This is a genomic window from Planctomycetota bacterium, from assembly GCA_039182125.1.
Classification (GTDB): domain Bacteria; phylum Planctomycetota; class Phycisphaerae; order Tepidisphaerales; family Tepidisphaeraceae; genus JBCDCH01.
Map to the genome: position 1 here is coordinate 14,840 of JBCDCH010000022.1, position 21,335 is coordinate 36,174.

1 protein-coding gene is annotated in these 21,335 nt (G+C 66.7%); it reads right to left on the bottom strand.

Translation table 11 applies throughout. From position 1 onward, the window contains the following. Positions 1-36: 36 nt before the first annotated feature. Positions 37-21,222 (bottom strand): DUF4347 domain-containing protein, encoded by a 21,186-nt coding sequence (locus AAGD32_07840; GenBank protein MEM8874157.1) that lies wholly within the window; start codon positions 21,220-21,222, stop codon positions 37-39. Between the last annotated feature and the right edge of the window lie 113 nt (positions 21,223-21,335).

Sequence of the window (21,335 nt, forward strand, 5' to 3'; positions counted from 1 at the left end):
ATCGCGGCGGGGTGTGTTGGTGCGGGACGTTTGGGGTCATGCCGCGATGCGGGTGGTGCTTGTGGCGATGTTGCGGAAGGCGTCCTTGTCGGGGGCGTAGCTGAGCACTTCGGCGAAGAGCGTGTACGAGCCTTCGGGCAGGTCGACCGGGAGGCCGGCCTCGATGCGGATGCGGAGGCTGCCGTTGGGGGCGAACTCGAGCACGTCGGAGGACCAGCCCAGCAGCACGTCCGAGCCGTCGAGCGTGCCATCAAGCGAAGCCCGCAGGGCGACCCGGGCAAACGCGGCCGCGGGGACGTCGTCGAGGTTGACGATGCGGACGTCGGCGAAGCCGTTGCGGTTGAGCCCGTTGCCGAAGGAGACGTTCTCGAACTCGGCGGCGAGGCGGACGTTGCGGGGGTTGTTGTAGAACACGAACGATTCTTCGAGCCGGCCGGTGCGGTTGCCGTCGCGGTTGGCGGTGAAGATCGGCAGCTGCGTGCGGCTGATGCCGGTGCCGTCGCTGACGCGGATGTCGCCATCGGCGTCGATGTTGAGGCTGTTGGTCGCGACGATGCGGAAGCGGTCCGCAATGGCGTTGCCGGTGGTGTAGATGTTGAAGTCGTCGCCGGCGTAGAAGTTGCCGGTGATGCGGACCTCGGCCGGCTCGATCTGATCGATGCCGCCGATGAGGATGTCGTTGGCCCGGAGCGTGGTGAGCGGGTTGATGACCTGCGTCGTGGAGTCGACGGCCCTTGTGCCCAACAGCAGCGATCCGGGGATCGTGATGTTGGCGACACGGTCGTCCGAGCCGACGCGGATGTCGTCGGCGTCGACGATCAGGTCTCCGCCACGGACGATTTGCACATCGCCCAGGACGGTCACAGTGCCGCCGGCGTGGAGGTCGATCGCACCGCGCTGTGTGTGCGTCGTGACGGAGCCCTCGACGGTGAGGTCGTCGCTCGCTTCGACGCTCAACGGCACGTTGAGGTCGATGTCGCCGAGTGTGACCTCGCCGCCGGTGACGCGGACCTGCGCGAAGTACTGGCTCAGGCCGGCCGCACTGCGGAGTCCGAACGCCGCGCCGTCCACGCCGATGGCCGTCGGGCCGTCGATCGTGCGAGGTTGCAGCAGGAAGTCCGCGTTGCCGCTGACGCTTTCGGTCGCGGTCGGGAGGCTGACACGGTCGGCGGTGATGACGAAGTCTCGTCGGTTGGACGCGGCGAGAATGGCGCCGTTGTCGGCCTCGATCGCGTCGGCGGTCAGGTTGATGCCGCCATGACTCCAAAGGCGAGCGTCTTCGGTGAACCGCATGCCGCCATCGGCGGCGAGGTTGATGACGGCCCGGCGGCGTGAGCCGAGCGCGGCATCGACGACGATGTCGCCGGTGTTGATGCGCAAGCCGCGTGAGTGAGTCGTCGAGAGCGTGTCACGGACGAAGGTGGTGCCGGTGCCGTCGAACTGATCGAACCGCTGCGTGAGCAGGGGCGCGTCGATGGTGACGTTGATCGCATCGACGACCATGACGCGGCGGAGCCGGTCGGTGGTGCCGACGGCCGCGTCGAACCGCACGTCGCCGCCGGCGGCGACCGAGAGCGTCTGCACGCCGTCGATGCTGCCGAGCAGTTCGATCGAGCCCCTGGCGTTGATGCCGACGTAGCCGGTGAGTTGGGTGTCGGCGTCGAGCGTGACGTCGCCGCCGGTGAGGATGTCGGTGCCGAGCCCGAGCGTGTCGGCGTCGATCGCGACGTCGCCGTCCGCGTCGATGAAGAAGCCGTCGGGCAGGTTGAGCGCCGAAGCGACGAGCGAGACCTGGCCGGTGGCGGTGATGTCGCCCAGGGTCGCGGCGTCGGCAGTGGCTCGCAGGGCGAGGTTGCCAGTGCTCGTTGCACCGGCCAACCCGACCGTCCGTCCCGACAGCGTGAGCGTGCCGGCAACGTCGGTGACGTTGAGGCTGAGCGTCGTCGGCGTCGAGAGGGCGGCATCGCCCGCGACGGTCAGGCGGTCATGCGACAGGTTCTGCGTCGCGGTGATCGTCGCGTCACCGCCAACTTGGGCATCGGTGATCGCCGTGCGACCGGTGACGGCGATGTCGGCGTTGTTGTTGGTGCGGACGACGTTCAGGTCGGTCTGGCCACCGCCACGGATACGCAGGTCGTTCGCATCGATCCGCTCGCTGTCGATCGCGCCGGTGGTGGTGATGTCCACCGTTTCGGCCGCAGTGATGCGTTCGCTGTCGAGTTCCGTAACGTCGAGGTCGACCGTGCCGGCCGCGTCGATCGTGTTGGTCGCGAAGGTGGAGGTGACATCGACATCGACGTGGCGTGCGCGGATGGCGTCGGCGGTGGTCCAGAAGCCGGCATCGAGGGTGAGATCGTTGCCCGCCTGGAGTGTGTTGTAGTTGCCGCCGGTGCCGGAGACGGCGTTGATGTCGCCCGTGGCTTCGATGCGGTCGGTGTTGGTGATGCCGGCGTCGGCGAAGAGTGTGACGTTGCGGCCGATGAGCCGTTGCGAGTCGAGCGCGTTGCCCGCATCGACGTTCAGGTCGCGGGTCGTGGCGCGATCGAGTTCGACACTGCCGACGGCGTCGATGTCGGCGTCGTTGGCGGTCAGTTCGTCGACGATGACGCCCGCGGCCGAGTCGATCGTCGCGTCACCGGTTGCGGTGATGTTGTCGACATTGAGATTCGCGCCGCTGCTGAGCGAGGCGTTGGAGGCGGTGGTCATGCTCACGCCGTCGAGCGTGGTACCGGCGACGATCCGCAGGTCGGCCGTTGCGGTGGTGGTGTCGGTCAGAACGGCACCGTCGGCGTCGATGTCGATGCCCGATCCGTTCGTCGTGCCGAGCGTCACGTCCGCAGCGCCGTCGACGTCCACGCCCGCATTGCCACGCAGGGTGTTGATATTGATGTCATCACCCGCGTCGATGGCGGCGGCGCCGTCGGCGGTAAGCGTGTCGACGTCGACGGTGGTGCCTGCGTCAACGGTGCTGTTGCCCGTCGTGGCGAGACGTGTGGCCGTGACCGAAGTCGTCGCGTCGGTGTCGAGCGTGCCGGCCGTCAACTCGGTGATGGCGATCGTCCGTGCGTCAAGGTCGGCGAGGCCGTCGACGTCGACGAGTTTGGCGGTAAGTGTTTCGTCGGCGGTGAGTGTGGCGTTGTTGGTGACGGCGATGGAGGTGTCGCTGTTGATGTCGGTGGCGTTGACGACGGCGTTGCCGGCGGCGGTGACGCGGTCGGCGTCGAAGCTGTTGGTCGCGGTCGCTGTGAGATTGCCGCCGCTGCTGAGCTTGTCGGCGGTGATGTCACGGCCTGCGGTCACGGTCAGGTCGGCGTCCGCGAGAAGTTCACCGAAGCTCCCGTCCCGGCCGGCGTTGACCGTCGCGACCGACAACGTGCTCAGGCGGGCGATGTCCGCGTCATTGCCCGCATCGACGTTCGCGTTGCCGGTGACGCTGAGATTGATCGCCTGAAGGTCGGTGCCCGCGTCGAGGTCGGCGGTGCCGGTGATGGTCATGGTGCCAGCGAGCATGTTGGCGTCGGTGTCGGCCGTGACGTTTCCGTCGGCCGTGAGCGAATCGCTGCTGAGCTGGCCGGTCGAAAGCAGGTTGGCGTTGTTGGATTCGGTCGTGGCCAGGGTGAGCGTTGTGCCGGCGTCGATCGCGAGGTCCGCGTCGGTCCGCAGTGTGTCGGAGACGACGCCAGCGACCGTCGCGATCGTGACGTCGTCGTCGGCGTCGAGCGTGGTGCTGTTGACGCTGTCGGCGTCGAGTTGCACAGTGCCTGTGGCGTCGAAGGTGGTGCTGGTCACGTTGCCGACCGCGTCGATGTCGGCGTTGACGGCTTCGGTCGTGCCAAGCTGGACGCCGGCACCGGCGTCGATGTCGAGATCGCCGTCGGTGTCGAGGGCCGTGCTGTTGAGCGGGCCGTCGACGGTGAGTGTCGCATTACCGAGGGCGATCAGGTTGGTGCTGGTGACCGACTGATCGGCATCGACGATCACGTTTCCGGTTGCGGTGAGGGCGCCGTTGGTCAGGTCGCCCGCAGCGGTGAGGTTGACGTTGGCACCGGCGGTCACGGTCAGATCGACGCTCGCCCCGGCGGTCACGGTCAGGTCGCCTGCCGCGTCGATCGTGTGCGAGTCGAGGTCGCCCACGACATTGAGCGTCGCCGTGCCACCGGCGTTGATGACGGAGCTCGTGAGAATGTCGTCGGCCTCCACGATGACGTTGCCGGCGGCGGTGAGTGTGCCGTTGGTCATTTGGCCGGCTACGTCGATGTCGACATTGTCGCCGGCTGTGGTGTCGAGGTCGACGGTGCCACCGGCGCTGATGTCGAGGTCACCCTCGACGTCGATGTCGCCGGAGTCGATCAGGCCGACGGCCGTGAGAGCGGCGTTGCCCGTCGCGGTCAGCGTGGTGCTGTTGAAGCTGTCGGCATCGAGATCGACGTTGCCCGCGGCATCGAGCATACCACTGGTGACGTTACCGACCGCGTCGATGTCGACGTTGGCCCCGGCGGTGTCGGCCAACTGAACGCCCGCCTCGGCGTCGATCGTGAGATCACCCTCCGCGTCGGTCGTGCCGGCGTTGAGTGCATCCTCGGCGGTGATGGATGCGGTACCCGTTGCGGTGAGCTGCGTACTCGTGAGCGTGGCGTTGGCGTCGATCACGACGTTGCCGACGGCGGCGAGCGTTCCGTTGGTCAGATCGCCGGCGGCGGTGAGATCGACGTTGTTAGCCTCGGTCGTGTCGAGATCAAGGGTGGTGCCTGCGTTGGCAGTGAGGTCGCCCTCGACGTCGATGGTGCCGGAGTCGATCAGGCCGGCGGTCGTCAGAGTGGCGTTGCCTGTCGCGGTCAGTGTGGTGCTGTTGAAGCTGTCGGCGTCCAGGTCGACGTTGCCCGCTGCATTGAGGGTGCCGCTGGTGACGTTGCCGACCGCGTCGATGTCGACGTTGGCGGCATCGGTGTTGGTGAGTTGCACGCCCGCTTCGGCATCGATGGTCAGATCACCCTCGGCGTCGGTGGTTTGCATGTTCAACGCGTTTTCGGCCGTGATGTCGACCGTGCCGGCGGCGATCAGCGTGGAACTGGTCAGCGATGCGTCGGCGTCGATGACGACACTGCCGGCAGCGGTCAGACTGCCGCTGGTCATGGCACCGGTCGCGCGAATGTCGACGTCGTAGCCAGCGGTGGTGTCGAGATCGACCGTGCTGCCGGCGATGATGTCGAGATCGCCCTCGGCGTCGATGGTGTCGGAGTCGAACGCACCAACGACGTCGATGTTCACCGTGCCGCCGGCAGTAACGCCGGTCGAGGTGAACGTGTCATCGGCATCAATGTCGACGTTGCCCGATGCGTCGAGCGTGCCGTTGGTCAAGGCCCCGGTCACGGTCCAGTCGGCGTTGCCTGCGGTTGTCGCGGTGAAGTCGGCGGCGTCGGTCGCCGTAACGAGCAGGATGCCGGCCGCGTCGAGCTCGTCGGACGTGAGTGCACCGGTGATGTCGATGGTGACGTTGCCGGTCGCGGTGAAGTTGTCGGAGTCGAGCGTGGTGCCGCTGGTGAGGTTGGCGTTGACGGTCGTGGTGGTGCCCAGGTCGATCGACGTGACGGCGGTGGCCAAGAGGTCGGCGTCGGTTGCGAGATTGCCGGAGGTGATCGAAGTGCCGGCGTCGAGCGTGACGTTGCCGCCGGCGTCGAGATCGGTCGAGCCGATCGCGGTGGCGGCGGTGGTGATCACGGTGCCATCGGCGTCGATGACGTTGGTCGTGATGGTGCCGGTGTCGGTCACCATGGCGAGGTTGCCGGCGGCGACAATGGCGGTCGCGCTGTCGATGGTGGCGGTCGCATCGAGCCGGACGTCGGCGGCGCTGGTGACGTCGTCGGCGACGAGGTTGTCGCCGGCGGTGTAGTCGACGTTGCCGGCGACGGTGACGGTCACGTCGAGGTCGCCGCCGATGAGCGCGACGGCGTTGCCGTCGGCGGTGATCCGCTCGGCGCCGAGACTCGCTGCGGCGATGTCGACCCATCCGCCCGCAACGATCACGTTGCTCGTGACGGCGTTGGTCACGTTGATGTCGATGTCGCTGCCGGCGGAGATGCGGGTGCTGTTGGTGAGCGTGTCTCCGACGGTGAGTGTGACGGTGGTGCCGGCGATGGTTTCATCGAGCACCATGGCGGCCGGCGTGTCGAGCTGTACCGAGCCGAGCGTGGACATGCGGGTCGAGTTGAACGCATCGTCGGCGGTGACGGCGATGTTGGCGTCGGAGCTGATATCGGTGGAGGTGAAGGTGGTGCCCGCGTCCAAGGCGACGTTGCCGGTCGCGTCAATAACACCGACGGTCAGCGCATCGGCGGCCGTGGCGATCAGCACACCGGTCGTCGTGGCAGCGGTGATATTCAAATCATCGGCGTCAACGAGCCGGACATCGTCGGCGCTGCCACGGGCGGTATCGACGTCATTGGTGGCGCGGGTGAGGGTGAAGTCACCGGCCGTGCCGTCGGTGCGCAGGTCGGCCGCGACGATGTCGTCGGTTTGCGTGACGGTGGCGTTGTTGCTCGTGAGATGGGCATCGCCGGTGCCGATGTCGAGGCCGACGCGGGAGTCGACCGTGCCGATCGCCCAGTCGTGATCGTTGCGGAAAACAAGGTTGTCATCGGCGATGTCGAACGCGGCGACGGAGACGCGGTTGGTCTCGTGGTTCAGACTCACCGCGGCACCGGCGTCGACGGCCAGGTGGTCCGCGTCAATGAAGCTGGTCGCCGTGACCGTCGTCGCGGCGTAAAGGCGTAGCTCGTCACCGGCATAGACCGGAGCGTTGAGCGCGATCGCGCCGGTGTGGCTGAGCAGTTCGATGGTGTCGTTACGCTCGCCGGGGGTTTCGTTGAGCGCGCCGTTGACGGTGATGTCGCCGGTGTTGGCGACGAGCTTGAGATAACCGGCGCCGGCGGCGGAGTCGACGTTCTGCGCGACGGTGATCGAGCCGCCGACGATGCGGGTGGGGTTGTTGATGCGGGAGTTGCCGGCCCCTTGCTGCGTGCCGATCGAGCCGAGCGTGACCGGGCCCGTGCCGGTGGTGGCGGTGCCGATGACGAGCTCGGCGAAGGTGCCGCTGATGGCGTCGAGGTCGAGGTCGGAAATGTCCAGACCACCGGCACCCGCGGGCGAACCGATCGCGATCGCGCGATCAAGGGCGTACGGCTCGACGGTCATCGTCCGCGTGTCGGCGGCTTGATGGATGATCGAGTTGACCCCGCCGTTGAAATCGACGTCGTTGGTCCGCAAGCGCAGGTTGCCGGTCGTGACGACAAGCTGGTTGACGACCTGCACGGCCGCGACGCTGGTCACATCGACCGAGCCGAGCACGGCAGTCCGTTGAAAGCGGGTTTGCCCCGTGGCAAGGGTGACGACGAGGTCGCCCGCGGTGAGATCCTGTGCGAAGGTGAGATCGCGGGCTTGTGCGATCGTGAGCGGGGCGGTGTCGAGGTCGACGGTGTCGTTGAACGAGATGTCACCGGCTTCCGATCGCACGAGCATGCTGGTGGGCGTTTCGAGCTGGCCGACGCGGTTGCCGAAGACGACATCGCCCTGGGTGTAGATGGTGACGAGGCCGCCGGCGTCGAAGCGGGCGCTGGAGGCGAAGCTGAGCGCGCCGAGTCGGGTCGGATCGACGGCGGACCCGAGCGAGACGAAGCCGACGATGCCGACATCCCGGGCGAAGCTGGCGGCGGTCGCACGGCCCAGGGTGAAGTTCCCGTCGACCGACAAGTCCGAGGCGACCGACAGGCCGGCGTTGGTGCTCACGAGAAGGTCGGTGCCGATGTCGAGCGCACCGAGGGTGATCTCGTCGTTGGCGTAGATCGCGGCGGTACCGTCGACGTCGAAGCTGATGGTTTCGCCCAGCGCGACGGTGCCGAGCAGGGTGAGGTCGAGGGTGGTGCCAAAGGTAGCATCGCCGGCGACGGTGACGTCCTGATCGAGCGAGACCGAAGCGGCCCGGCCTATGACGAAGTCGGCATCGGTGTCGATGGTGCCGGCCACTTCGAGGGCGCCGTTGGTGTGGATGGCCAGATTGCCGACGACTTCGACGTTCTCCAGGGCGATGTCGTCATTGACGGCGAGGGTCATCGCGCCCGAGACGTCGATGTCGGCACCGCCGGCGAACGTGATCTCGCCGATCTGCGTGAGGTCTCCGAGATTGCCGATCGACACGTCGCCGACGACCTCCAGGTCACGGGCGAAGCTGACCTTGTCGGCGACGCCGAGGGTGAGCGTGCCGTCGACTTCCATGTTGCCGGTGACGGTGACGTCGTCGTTGGTGGCGAGGTTCAGGTCGCCGATGATCTCGGCGATCGCCAGGCGGATGTCGTCGTTGGTGTAGATGCTCGCGTTGCCCCTGACGTCCAGGAGTGTGTTGGCCGCGAAGGTGACGCGCTCGACGGCGGTAAGGTCGGTGTCGGTGCCGATGTCCACGTTGCCCTGCACCTCCACATCCTGGGCGAAGGAGAGCCGACCGGCGGTGGCGACGACGATGTCGCCGGTGACGGTGAGGCTGCCGAGGAAGTCAACGTTGTCGGCGTCGGTGATGATGAGGTCGCCGTCGATGGTGACGTCGCCCCCGAACGTGACATCACCGGCCTCGGTGATGGTGAGCGTGCCCTCGAGTTCGACGGAACGTTCGAGGCTGACGTTGCCGCGACCTGACGAGTTGAGCGTGAGGTTGTGGATCGGGTAGCTGCTACCGATCGCGCCGGTGACGGTGATGTCGGAGACGTCCTCGATGAGCAGGTTCTCGGTGAGCGAGCCGGCGACGCCGTCGATCTTGCCCTTGCCCGCGCCGAAGACCGAGACATGCCCGGCGGTCGCGCGGAGGATCGCGTCAACGTCGTCGTGGACGACGATGTTATCGTCGACTTCGATGAACGTGCCCGAGACGATCGGGTTGGCCGAATCGAGGTTGAGCGTGTTGCCGGAGCCGACGATGACGACCGGCGAGTCGGTGGCTTCGAGACGTTCGACGTTGATGGTGCCGCCGCGCGGGGCGCGGAGCCGAATACCGTCGGTGAACGTCGCGTTGGCCGAGTGGAAGGTGTGGCTGCCGTCGATGCGGCCGATGATGATTTCTTCAAACCCGTCCTCGAAATAGTCGAGCTCGGCTTCCTTGAGACTGAACGGGTAGGGGTCGCCGATCTCGACGGTCGGGGGCGTCTGGTAGTTCGCGCCGGGCGATTCGATGGTCAGCGACGTGACGCGGTCGCCGGTGATGACGGCGCGAGCGGTGGCCTGCTGGCCGGGTAGGCTGATGCGCACCTCGGGCGCGGACCCGTAGCCGCTGCCGGGGTCGGTGACGGTGAAGCCGGTGACTTGGCCGTCGCTGTTGTAGGTCGCCGTGACGGTGGCGGCTTCGTCGGGGTTGCCGCCGACGAGGCTGACGGTCGGCGGGAAGCTGGCGTTGTAGTTGCTGCCGCCGAAGGTCAGGCGGACGCTTTGCAGCTCGCCGTCACGGACATCAGCGACACCGAAGGCGCGTTGGCCGGGCGGGGTGAGAGTGACGATGGGTTCGCCGGTGTACCCGCGGCCTTCCCAGAGGTTGGTGAAGCCCGTGACGACGCCGCCGCTGATGGTGGCTTCGACGGTGGCCTGGGTGCCGTTGAGACCGATCTCGGCCGAGGGGCGGACGGGCGAGAGTTCGATGCTGCCACCGCCGGCGCCGACGAAGCTGTTCACGTCGATGTCGTCGGCGACGAACTTGATACCGCCGTCGCCGGAGTCGATCTTGCCGCCACGGTAGACGATGCGGCCCTGATCGTCGCGCTCGTAGATCGGGACGGTCTGTGCCGCGTCTTGCCAGAGAAGGTTGCCCGAGGCATCGACGGCCTGGACCGGCTGACCCAGTGCGAGGGTGCCGGTGAAGTTGGTGATGGCGATGTCGCCGTCGATGGTGGAGACACCGTTGATCGAGTCGAGCAGGCCGAGTCGGGTGCCGTCCTTTTCGAGAACATAAATCGCGGCTTCGAGAGCGGTGGTGTGAGCAACCATGGTTTCGACGTCTGTTTTGAGGGGTTTGTGAGCGTCACCGATGCCGGTGACGGCGGAAGCGACCAGCGAGCCGCCGGCGGCCTGGATGTGAGCGCGGTTGGTGGCTGGTCCGGAGAGTCGGGCGAAGCCGTTGGAAACGATGTTGACCGCCGGCGGGTTGGACTGGGCGTAGCCGTTGCCGGGGTAGGTGATGCGGAAGCCGGTGATCGTGCCGGTCCCGTCGTCGACGATCGCCGTGGCGGTCGCACCGCCTTCGAGCTGGACCGAAGGGAGGAACTCCGTGGAGTAGCCGCTGCCGCCGTTGGTGACATTGATCGCGGTGACCTGGCCGTCGGCATCGACGACGGCCGTGGCGGTCGCGCCGCTGCCGCCGCCGGTGAGGTCGTCGAGTGTGTCGGGGTTCTGCACGTTGGCGTAAGCGAAGTCGCCATGCCGCCAGTCCAGATTCGAGCTGCCGAAGTCGACGTCACCGGACTGGTGGATCGCGCCGCCCTCGGAGCGGAGCGTGATGGTGCCGCGTCCGTCGCCGCTACCGGCGATCGAGCCGACGGTGGAACTGGTCACATGGGCGTCGAGACGAATCGAGTCGTGCGCGGCGAACTTGATGATCGGTGCGGGCGTGGCGAAGTAGCCGCTACCGCCATCGAGCAGGGTCAGGGCGGTGACGACGCCGTTGGTCAGTGTCGCGGTGGCGCGAGCACCAGTGCCGTTGCCGATCGGGTCGACGATGGTGACGACCGGCGTGTGGGTATACCCGGAGCCGCCGGCGGTCAGGTTCAACGCGGTGATCACGCCATCGACGACGGTGGCCGTGGCGGTCGCTTCGGTGACGGCGTCGGGGTACTGGCCGGTGACGCGGAGCAGCACGTCGCCGTTGTTGGTCGCATGGATGGCGTGATCGGCGTTGAAGCCCTGGGCCGTGGTGATGCGAACGGTGTCGGCGTGGAGCGCGGCCTCCTGTTCGACGTGCTTCGCGTCGATCTCCAGCGTTTGCCGGACATCGATCGCGCTGGCCAGTCGTACCGAACCGGCCGGGATGTTGAGCGACACGTCGTCGATCTCCGCCGGCGCGTTGGACGGACGAGGGGTGCCTGGGTTGGCGTAGCCGGCGAAGCGGATCGACTTGCCGCCGGTCGTGAGACGGTTGATCGACGCGTTGCGGTCGAAGACGACATCGCCGGTCGTGGTGGAGGAGAAAGTGACCGAATCGTCGCGACTGGTGCGGTCGAGAAGCGTAACGGACGGTGTGGCGGAGTAGCCTTCGCCGGGGTCGATCACATGAATCCCGGTGACGACGCCGTTATCGTCGATGGAAGCGACGGCTTTCGCGCCGCGGCCGGTGGCGTCGGTGATGCGCACTTCTGGCGCGACCACATAGCCGGTGCCGCCGGTGGCGACTTCGATTTTCTTGAGATGTCCGCAAGTGCCGTCGACGTCGATGGTGCCGACGGTTGCGGGAGTGGTCGGGAGGATCGCATCGTCGATGCGAATGCCCTCGGCGTTGACGTTGGTGACATCATCGGCGACGAGGTTGTACTCGTCGTTGCCGAGCCCGCCGCGTAGAACCAAGCCCTCGTTGTCGGTGCGGCTGCGGGTGGTTGGGTTGGTGACGTTGAACACGTCGCGGCCGCGACTGCCGTGGATCTCGGTCACTGCGAGCAGATCGAAGGTGGCCTTGTTGTTGTCGCCGGCCGAGACGGTGCTGTTGTTGCCCGAGAGGTTGGCCGTGACGGGGAGGGTCGATTCGACGAACGAGATCAGGTTGCTCGTCGCGTTGCCGTTGAGCAGGAGTTGATCGACGCCGAAGGTTCGGGCGAAGCGGACAGTGTTGAACGAGCCGGCCGCGCCGCCGTGGACGGTGTCATTGCCACCGCCGGGTCGGAAGTCGTTGGTGCCGGTGCCGCCGCGGAGGGTGTCGTTGCCGCCACCGCCGTCGAGTGTTGCAGCGGCCGAGCCGTTGACGCGCAGGTCGTCGTTGCCGCTGCCGCCGGTGAGGGTGGCCGTGGGGGCGGTGTTGAGTGAGATGGTGTCGTTGCCGGCACCGCCGTCGAAGTCGACGGAGATGCCGCTCAGTCCGGAGGCGTCGATCGTGTCGTTGCCCTCGTCGCCGGACGCGACGACCCGTGCGACACCCGTGAACGTTTGCGTCTCGGTGCCGCTGAAGGTGTTGTAGCGGACGTTGACGGTGGACGGATTGCCGGCGTCGTTCCAGACGGTGAAGTGTTCGTTGCCGTCGCGGAGCTTGAGCGGGTCCTGATTGCTGACACGCTTCTCGGCGGCGCCGCCCATGTGCAGCAGCAGCGTGTTCGGCGTTTCGTTGCCGGCGTCGTCGACGGCGGTGATCTTCGAGGCGAAGACCGGCGGGCCGTCGTTACCTCCGCGGGTGAAGCTGAAGACCGTGGCCCGGGCGAAGGTCTTGCCGCCGCGGTGGAGCGTGATGGTGTAGCTCTTCCACGGCGTCCAGATGCGTAGGCCGACCCAGTAGTAATACCGGGCGTAAACCTCGCCGGAGAAATGCAGGTCGGCCAGGTCCAGCGGGTTGCCGGTGTACTCCACCAGTTCGATCGCTTCGAGGACGCGGAGTTTTCCGTCGTTGTCAGGGTCGTTGAGGTTGATGCGGGCGTTGAAGTTGAAGCCGCCCTCGATGCCGGCGCGGGCGAGGTATGCATCGACTCCGCCGTAAAGACCCAGGCTCGCGCTGAAGCTGAATTCGTCCACGTCGGCACCGGTGCCGTCGGCGTTCTCGCGGTCGGAGATGTAGAACCCTTCGAGCAGATCGCCCGGATCGCGCGAGTCGGCGAACAGACGCAAACCCTTGGTGTCGTAGCCCATGTGGAGCTGCGCTTCGAGTTCGACGTTGATCCGCAGGCCGATCTCCAGCACGAGGATGCGGGCCAGCGTGATCCGCTTGTCGAACACGAAATCCACCGACGGCAGGGAGAAAGTGACCAGCGGCACGTCCTCGCCCATGAGTAGGCGGAAGATCGTGGTCGGGTCCTTGAGGATCGGGATGTCGAAGCCGCCGGGGTCGGTCGCGGAGCCGAACTTGCTGTTGTTGTTGCTGCGTTCCTTGCGGTCGGCTTCATCGAGCTTGCCGAGGGCGTTCGTCGCCGCGTCCGCGCCGGCGCCGGGGTCTTGCAGCAGCGACTGGTTACGCTGGGTGATCGACGGGGCACGAACCTCGGAGTTGTCGTAGTAGATCTGCATCTTCCCGCCGGGCACCTTGGCCAGCCAGAAGTTGCCGATCGGCAGGTAGACGTTGGCGTTGTCCGGCACGGCTGCCATGACGGCCGAGAGGTCGCGCACGAGCGTGATCGTGTCGATGACCGCCGCGACGGCTTTGCCCTTGGGCCCGCCGAACTGTGTGAGCAGATCGGTCAGTCGCACGTTGCGGCCGGCGATGTCGCTGAGCACGGGGATCTTCGAGTTGACCACGTCGATCAGCGGATCGACCGGCTTGAACGCCTTGTCCGCCTCGACCGCGATCGGCTTGATGAACTTGTTGAGGAACGAGCCCAGGTCCAGCCGGATGTCGTTGATCCCGATCTCGGGCACGAAGTCGCGCTTCTCGCTGCCGTCGGGGTTGACCTTCACCGAGTCGCTACGCCAGTCGACGTTGAGCGTGCCGGTCAGGCGAGGGATGGCGGCGTTCTCACTGACGAAGAACTCGACGTCGAGGTTGACTACCGCCTCGGCCGAGACGTCGAGCTCGAACAGGTCCAGGCCCGCCTCACTGATCTCTTCGAACGTGATGCGGTTGGGCGTCGCGTCGGCGGTGATCTCGTCGCCGCTGCTGACCCAGGTGCCTTCGTCTTCCTCGGCGATGTACCAGGTGCCGGACTCGTAGATGACGGGGGTGAAGTTCCCATCGTCGTCGAGGACAGGCTCGCCGCCGCTGACGGGATCGGAGCCGTCCATGAGTACGAAGCCGGTCGGCGAAGCACCGGGGCGTGCGAGGTAATCGCCGCTGGCCGTGGAGGGGTCGACGACGTTGACACCGATGCGCCCGGCCACACGGGTCGGGAGGTCGTTGTTGCGATTGACGCCGTAGTCCCCGTCGTTGCGGCCGAAGGGCGTGGTGGTGCTGGCTTGGCTCGGGTCGTAGAAGTAGTCGCCGTTGCCCAGCGGGTCGAGGCCGACGCGAACGGTGTCGGTCGCCGCGAGGTTGAAGAAGAAAAGACTTCCGAACGCCGCGAACGGCGCGGTTTGGTCGAACCGCACCATCTGCGTCGTATCGCGGCTTCCCGTCTGCGGCACATACCTGCCGAGGAAGTCGAGTTGTGCCGGGACCGCGGTGCCGCTGCCGTTGTCGACGGCGACGACCCAGAACGGCATCTCGTCGCTGCCCGGCTCGGCGCTGCCGTCATGCACGCAGTCCTGCGGGAGCGTCGGCGTGCCGGTTGCGGACCAGTCGGTGCCGTCGGAGAGGACGGGCATGACGTCGAGGATGGACGTGTTGCCGTTGCCATCGGCGGGGCCGTGGACCCACAAGCCCGCCGCGTCGCGGATGGAGTAGCCGGTGATTGACGACGCACGGCTGGCGACGGTGAAGCCCGTCTGCCGCCCGGTGAGCCCGGCCTCGAACTGAAGCTGCAACTCGTTGTAGGCGTCGTCGGAGTTGGTCACGACATAGAACCCGTCGGTCAGCGAGTAGCCGAAGCCGACCGTTAGGTCCCAGCCGAGCTTGAACGAGAGTCCGCCGTCGATGCCGAGTTGGAACGCCGGTGCGAGACTGTCGAAGTCGAAGGACAGATCCAGCCCGGTATCGAGCAGCGTCTGGCCGAGCCGCACCTTGAACTCGAACGAGTCGGCCCCGTAGCCGCCGCGCCCGGTGAGCTTTTTGCCGTCGGCGTCGAAGAAGTCGAGCACCACGTCATCGACGCTGTCGGCACCGACCAGCCCCTCGACCGAAGAGATGCCATTGTCCTTGAGCAGCAGGTCGATCCCCGCCGGGCCGAGGAAGTCGTAGACCGATTCCTTGAGTGACTGGAAGAACGCATCGCCCTGGCCACGCAGGTCGTAACGCAGGTCCTCGAGCCAGCCGCTGCGCCAGTCGAACACCCCATCGACGGCGTCGCCCAGGACCGGGCCGATGACCGGAATGTTGAGCGAGTCGAGTCCACGCAGGCCCGATTCGACAGTGCCGAGGATGACGTCGATTCCGTCGAGCAGCAAAGCCGGATCACGCAGCGCGTCGAGCAGGGTCGGCGTGTTCTCGCCGCTGGTGGCTGCGTCGAGGTCCGGGGCGTAGATGCTCACCGCCTCGCCGGTCGCAAGGCCGTCGATGCTGGCCTGGAGTGCGTCCACTTGGGCCTGCTGTGCGGGCGTAAGCGGGTCATCGTCGGCCGCGGCGTAGACGGCGGAGATCTGGCTGCGGTAGCTTTCGAGCAGTTCGCTGGCATCCGCGAAGTCGCCGAGATCGGGAACGACGATCGTGAAGACGTTGCCGGCAAGCTCAACGGTCTGTTCACCGCTGCCTTGGATCTGGACGTCGACGTCGGTGTCGGTGAACGGGTCGATGAACTCGGTCGGCGTGAACAGCGGCAGGTGCGCCTCGACCGAGCCGGCGAAGTCGGCGCTGAACTGTTCGGCCGTCGGGGCGGTCTCGCTGCCGGTAGGCGTGAGGTAGTGCCGACCAACGGCGAGATCGGCGGTGAGGGTCGCGGTGTTGCCGGTGGTTTGCAGGTCGAGCTGCTCGGTGCCGCTGTCGTGGGTGTAGACGGGCGCGTCGTCGTTGGTCACGGCGGGGCCGGCCAGATGCACTCGACCGTTGCGGACAAAAATCCCCAGCGCACCGGCGGCGGCGGTGAAGTTGACATCGTCAACCACGGCTTCGATTCCGACATTCACCCGTGTCCCGTTGGTGCCGTCGTGGCCGTACAGGAACGTCCGCGGTGCGTTCGGGTCGGTCAGATCGATGCCGAGCGAGAGTTGGGTTGTGGCGACAAGCCTGGTCTCGAGCGGGCTGCTTTGCGACATGTCGTTGAAGACCGAGAGGGCGTCGGGCACGTCCTGGCCGGTGAAGCGGTAGAAGTCGGCCAGCGTCATCGAGAGCGACCGGGCCGACGCCGCGGCGGTGGTGTAGGTCAGGTCGAGCCGGTAGCTGTTGTTGGCCGAGTCGAAGCCGAGCGCAACGGTCGAGCTCGGAATGTCGAGGGCGGCGGCGATGGCGGGTGCGAGGTCGGCGATGTTGCTGGCGGTGGCCGACCCGAGCCGCGCGATGCCGGTGAGCAGGTCGCCCTTGACGTCGATCAGGTCACGCACGGGCCGGTCCACCAGCGGAACGTCGAACCCGTTGAAGAGCGTGAGCTCGTCTTGCACGGTGTCGAGCACGGGCAGCACGTCCGTGAGTGCTTGTTCGATGACGCCGAGCCCGAACGCGCCTTGCAAGCCGGCCTCCCCGAACGCCGCGTTGTTCGGGCCGAACGCGACCGAGGCGTAGTTCGGATTCGCCACCGGTTGATAGACGCCCAGCTGCACCAGCGTCGTGTCCGGGTCCTTGGTGAGCGTGAAGAGCGACGACGCGTCGATGACGGTGGTCGTGTCGTCGGCGTTGAAGCGTGTCGCGGAGGTCAGCGCGGCGTTGTACTGCGTCGCGAGCTGGGCGAACGTCGTGTTGCTCTGCGTGTCGGCTTTGTTGACGGTCGCGCCGTAGCGGATGTCGTCGTGGATGAAGTAGAGTGTGTGCGCACCGGTGGCGGTCTTGAACTTGCCGGCGGACTGTCCGGGGATGGCGATCGGTGCGCCTTCGGCGACCGATTTCGTCACGGTGCGATCCGCGATGTCGGCGATGCTCACCGTGACGGTCGCACCGTCGGCGATGTCGTCGTCGCCCGCGGCGAGGTCGTTGCGGGTGATGCCGGTGAGGGCGAGGGCGGCGGTGCCCTTGCCGGTGCCGTCGGAGCCGGTGACGGTGCGTGTGAAGTCGGAGACGAGTGTCGGCGAGAAGCCGGTCAGCGACGTCGGTGTCGGCAGGGCGAGCGTGACCCGCGCGTCGAGGTCGGCGTCGGTGCCGGTGAATCGCAGCGTATTGAGCCCGTAGTCCGCCGCACCGGCGAAGCTCGCGTCGGACAGTTGTAGCGTTCCGTCCGCGAACGGTCGGCCGTTGGTGTGCGCCTTGACCGTCGGTGCGGCGATGCCGGTCCGCGCGGTCAGGGTCGACTCGGCCGCGCCTGCGCCGTCGTTGAACCCGAACACGGTCGCGGCGGGATTGGTCGTGCTGTTGATCAGCCGGAGCTGCGTCGGCCAGCCGACGTCCGGCGGGTTGACCGCGTAGACATAAATCTCGTTGGTCTGTGCGCCGGTCGAGGTGGAGAACGTCGTGAAGAACACGTCCTGCACCAGTGTCGGGTCACCGACGTCGGCGAGCGCGGCGTTGATCTGGCGGACGAGTTGACCGAGCGAGGTGTTGGTCGCGGTGTCGGCCGCTGCGACGGTAACGGTGTGCGTGGTGCCGTCGTGCGTGAATGTGAACGAAAGGTCCGACGCGAGGACGCCGGCGGTGTGGGTAAGGGTGATCGCGCTGTTGCCGTTCGTGCGGTAGGCGGTGACGAGCTCGAACTGGCCGTCGTTGATGCCGTGGCGGGCGATGAGTTTGCCGTCGAGGCCGGCTTGTTGCAGCGCCTGGTTCGCATCGCCGATCAATGCCTGCACGTGATCGTTACCGGTGGTCCAGCCGTGCGGGATCGTGACGGTGTTCCTCTGTTGCAGGGCAAAGTCGAGATCGAACGTGGCGTCGGCGGTGAGGACATTGCTCGTCACCGGGGCCGAAGCGATGACGATCGGCTCGGCCGGCGTGATGCGGAAGGCAACGCCGAAGTCGAGCGAGCGGCCGATCGTCGGACTGACGGTGACCGGGCTGTTACTACGGATGTTCGTCAGCGGCAGCGTGGCGAAATCGACGCCGACCGGCAGCGCGGCGGTCGGCGTGTCGGCAGCCGCCAACTCGAACGTCACGGTGCCGGCCGCCTTGTCGTAGATCGGTGTGACACTCAGCCCATCGAACATCCCGGGCGTGGTGAAATCGTCGATCGTCTGCAACGCGACGGGGCGTGGCCGGTCCGCGATGCCGCCGACCATCAGGCCCAGGCTCACGGGTTGATGCGCGTTGACGTCGCTGGTCGGCTCGACCGAGAAGCTGCTCCACGGCGACCCGGTCGGCAACCGCAGTACGAGCCGGTCGTCCTCGAACTCGGCCACGAGCGTGGTTGCCGGAATGCCGGCCGCGACGAGGGCGGCGTTGACGTCGGCGATCGTGTCGGTCACCGAACCGCGGTTGTTGTCAGCGACGGTGACGGCGAAGTCGTTGCTGCCGTCGTTGATCTTGAACGAGATGTCGCTGGGCAGGTTCGTCGCCATCGGCAACGTGCCCTTGATCCGGTTGGAGGCGAAGGTGTCGAGCACGCCGATCGACTCGCCGACCGGTAGCACGCCGAGTCGGACCAAGTCGGGGGCGGCCGATTCAAGCAGGTAGCCGTCGGCGCTGCCGTGGCCGGCAGAGTTGATGCCGTTGCGGTTGGAGCCGCCGAAGCCGGCGTGGCCGTTCTTGCGCGTGACCTTGACCACGGCGGTTTCGCCGTTGGCGACCAGACCCGCATGCACCGCGGCCGCAGCGATCGGCGTGTCGAGCTTGTAGAAGTTGGTCCCGACGACGCTGCCCGACGTGGTGCCGGTGACGCTGATGTACCGAGGCGTGTCGTTTGCCAACGTCGAGAGGGCGGTCGTTTGGGGCAGCGGTGCGGCGCGCTCGGCCGGCGGCGCGGCCGGCACTAGCGCGAACCACTTCACCGCGTTGCTCGTGCCCTTGAACGTCAGTGCGTCCGTGCCCGAAGCGACCAGCGGAACGCCCGCGGAAGTCAGTGCCGCGTTGATGTCCGTGAGCAGGTCGGTGAAGTTGGTCCGGGTCCCGTCGGCGGCGACGTTCACGGTCGTTGCGGTTCCGTCGATGCTGGTCACCACGCCGAAGCTGAACGCGCCACGCAAGTCCGACCACTCGGCCGGCTTGGGTGTCGAATCGTCGCTGAGTGGGAGGCGGTAGTCGGTGAGCTCGTCGGTCCGGGCCAGGCTCATGATCGGCTCGACGACGTCGATCTTCGAGCCGATCGCGTCATCGAACAGCTCGCCGAACTTCAGCGCGTCGCCGAAGCTGGTCGCGTCGGTCAACGGCACCGGTAGGCCGAGCAGGTCGGTGTTGGAAGCGTCGAGCGCGTGGTACAGTTGGCCAACGTCCTGAATGCCGCGGATGAGGTCATCGACGGTGAGGGCGGCGAAGTACTGCAACGAACCGAACTGGCTGGTCGAGTAGACAAGCGGGTCGTCGCCGAAGGGGTCGGTCGACGAGATCGTCAACTTCGTTCCGGTGGAGGTGGCCGCAACGCCACCGATGCTCGCGCTGATCGGCAGGTCGGCGGTGACCGTGCCGGTAAGGGTGCCGAAGCCAGTTGCGGCGGTCGCGTTCCAATTGTCCAGCGTTTTGCTTGCACCGCCGCTGAAGCTGACGGGATACTGACCGACCGAGGCGATCGAGCCGTCGGTGATCGTGCCGCCGATGACACCGAGCTGCATCGGTGCGTCGAAGTCATTCGTGCTCACTCCGGCTTGAGCCGCGAGCTTGGCAAAGTTGACGCCGACTTTGTTGGTCGGCAGCGTCGAGCCCCAGGTATGAGCATCGAGTTCGAGCGACACGCGGACTTCGATGTCCGCGCCGCCGCCGACCGTCACCGACGGTGCGGTGTTTATGGTCAGCCCGAGATCGCGCTGAAGTTCGGGTAAATCAAGGCTTTTCGTGAATCCCTTGACGTTTTGTGCCTTGAGAACAAGGTCGATGCGTCGCGCGTTGGACGCGGAGGGTTTGACGAAGTTGCCGGTGACTTCGATGTCGGCGGTGGTGCCGGCGGTCAGGGTGGTGAGTTGCGTTTGCAACGCCGTGACGAGCCCGGTGACGTCGGTGAGCGTCGGGTTGGCCGTGAGGTAGCTGCTGACGGCGCTCTTGACTTGGAGGTAGTCGCCGATCTGCGTGGGCTGGATCGAGCTCGTGTAGTTGGTCGAGCCGTCGGAGTTGGTGGGGTAGAGCAACGTACCGATGGTCTCGTTGATGAGCGGGACGATCGCAGTCTCCGACTGCCCGGGCGCGCTGAATCCGCTGATGCGGGTGCCGATGTCCTGGATCAGCGTCGCGGCTTCGTTGAGCCGTTGCCGGATCGACGCATCCAGCGGCAGGTCTTGCGTGACGGTGACCGTCTCCACCGCGACGTTGTCGATGCGGATCGTGAGGGTGCGGGCGCCGAGTGTCGCGTAAGGGGACTGGGCGTTTTCGTAACGGACGGAGCGCAGGATGGACTGGAGGGTCGACGCGTTGTTGGCGAGGCCCGTGATCGAAAGCGTGCCGGTCGTGGCGTCGAACAGCCCGGTGCCGACGCCGGTGTTGGTGGCCGAGAGAATGTCCTCGCCGTTGCGATAGCCGGCGGTGACCTGGACGTCGATGCGGTTGAAGGTGCCGGCGCCGCTGACGGTCAGGGCATTGTCGAGCACCTGCGGCCCGGTGCCGACCAAGTGCCCCACGCTGTCCACGGCCGATACGGTCGGCGCGGCCAACAGTCCGCTGAAGCGGGAGAGATCGACCAGCGTTTCGATGCCTTCGACGGCTTCGACTTCGGCGGTGTCGCCGACGATTTGTTCGAGGTGCCAGTCGTTCGCATGGCCTGTCGGGTCGTCGGAGGCGGCGACCGTTGCGTCGGTTCGCCGGGCCAGGGCCTTGAGGAACGCCGAGCCGGTTTCGCCGGCCCCGACGTCACAGCCGTACAGGAGGATCGACGCATCATCGGCCAAGGCGTCGGACCAGGCGTTGAGTTCGTCGGCCGCGGATTCGAGGGTGACCTCGTCGACCAGCCGGCCGTCAAGGGCCAGCGCGCCGCTGCGGCCATGAGTGATGACGTGAACCGCCGAGACGCCACGCAAGCCATGCAAAGCCGCACCGATTTGGCCGAGTGGATCGTCGCCGGTGAGCAGAACAACGCGGGTGGCCGGGTCGTCGAGAACGCTCAGCTCCTCGGCCGCCAGGGCGGCATCGATCGCCACCACGCGCCGGACGGGTTGGACCTCCGGTGTCGCCGAGACGACCTCGGTCGGCACATCCGTCGAACTGGTCCGCACCACATCGGCGGCGTCACCGGAGAGGTAAACGCGCCGCTCAAGTTTCTCGAGCACGAGTTGTGGGGAAACGGTACCGGGGGCACTCAACCGTTGGGCGGGCATCTTCATGATGGGTCTTGGAAGAACATCGCGGCGATATGCCGCAGAAGTCTCATCGACGGCCCGAA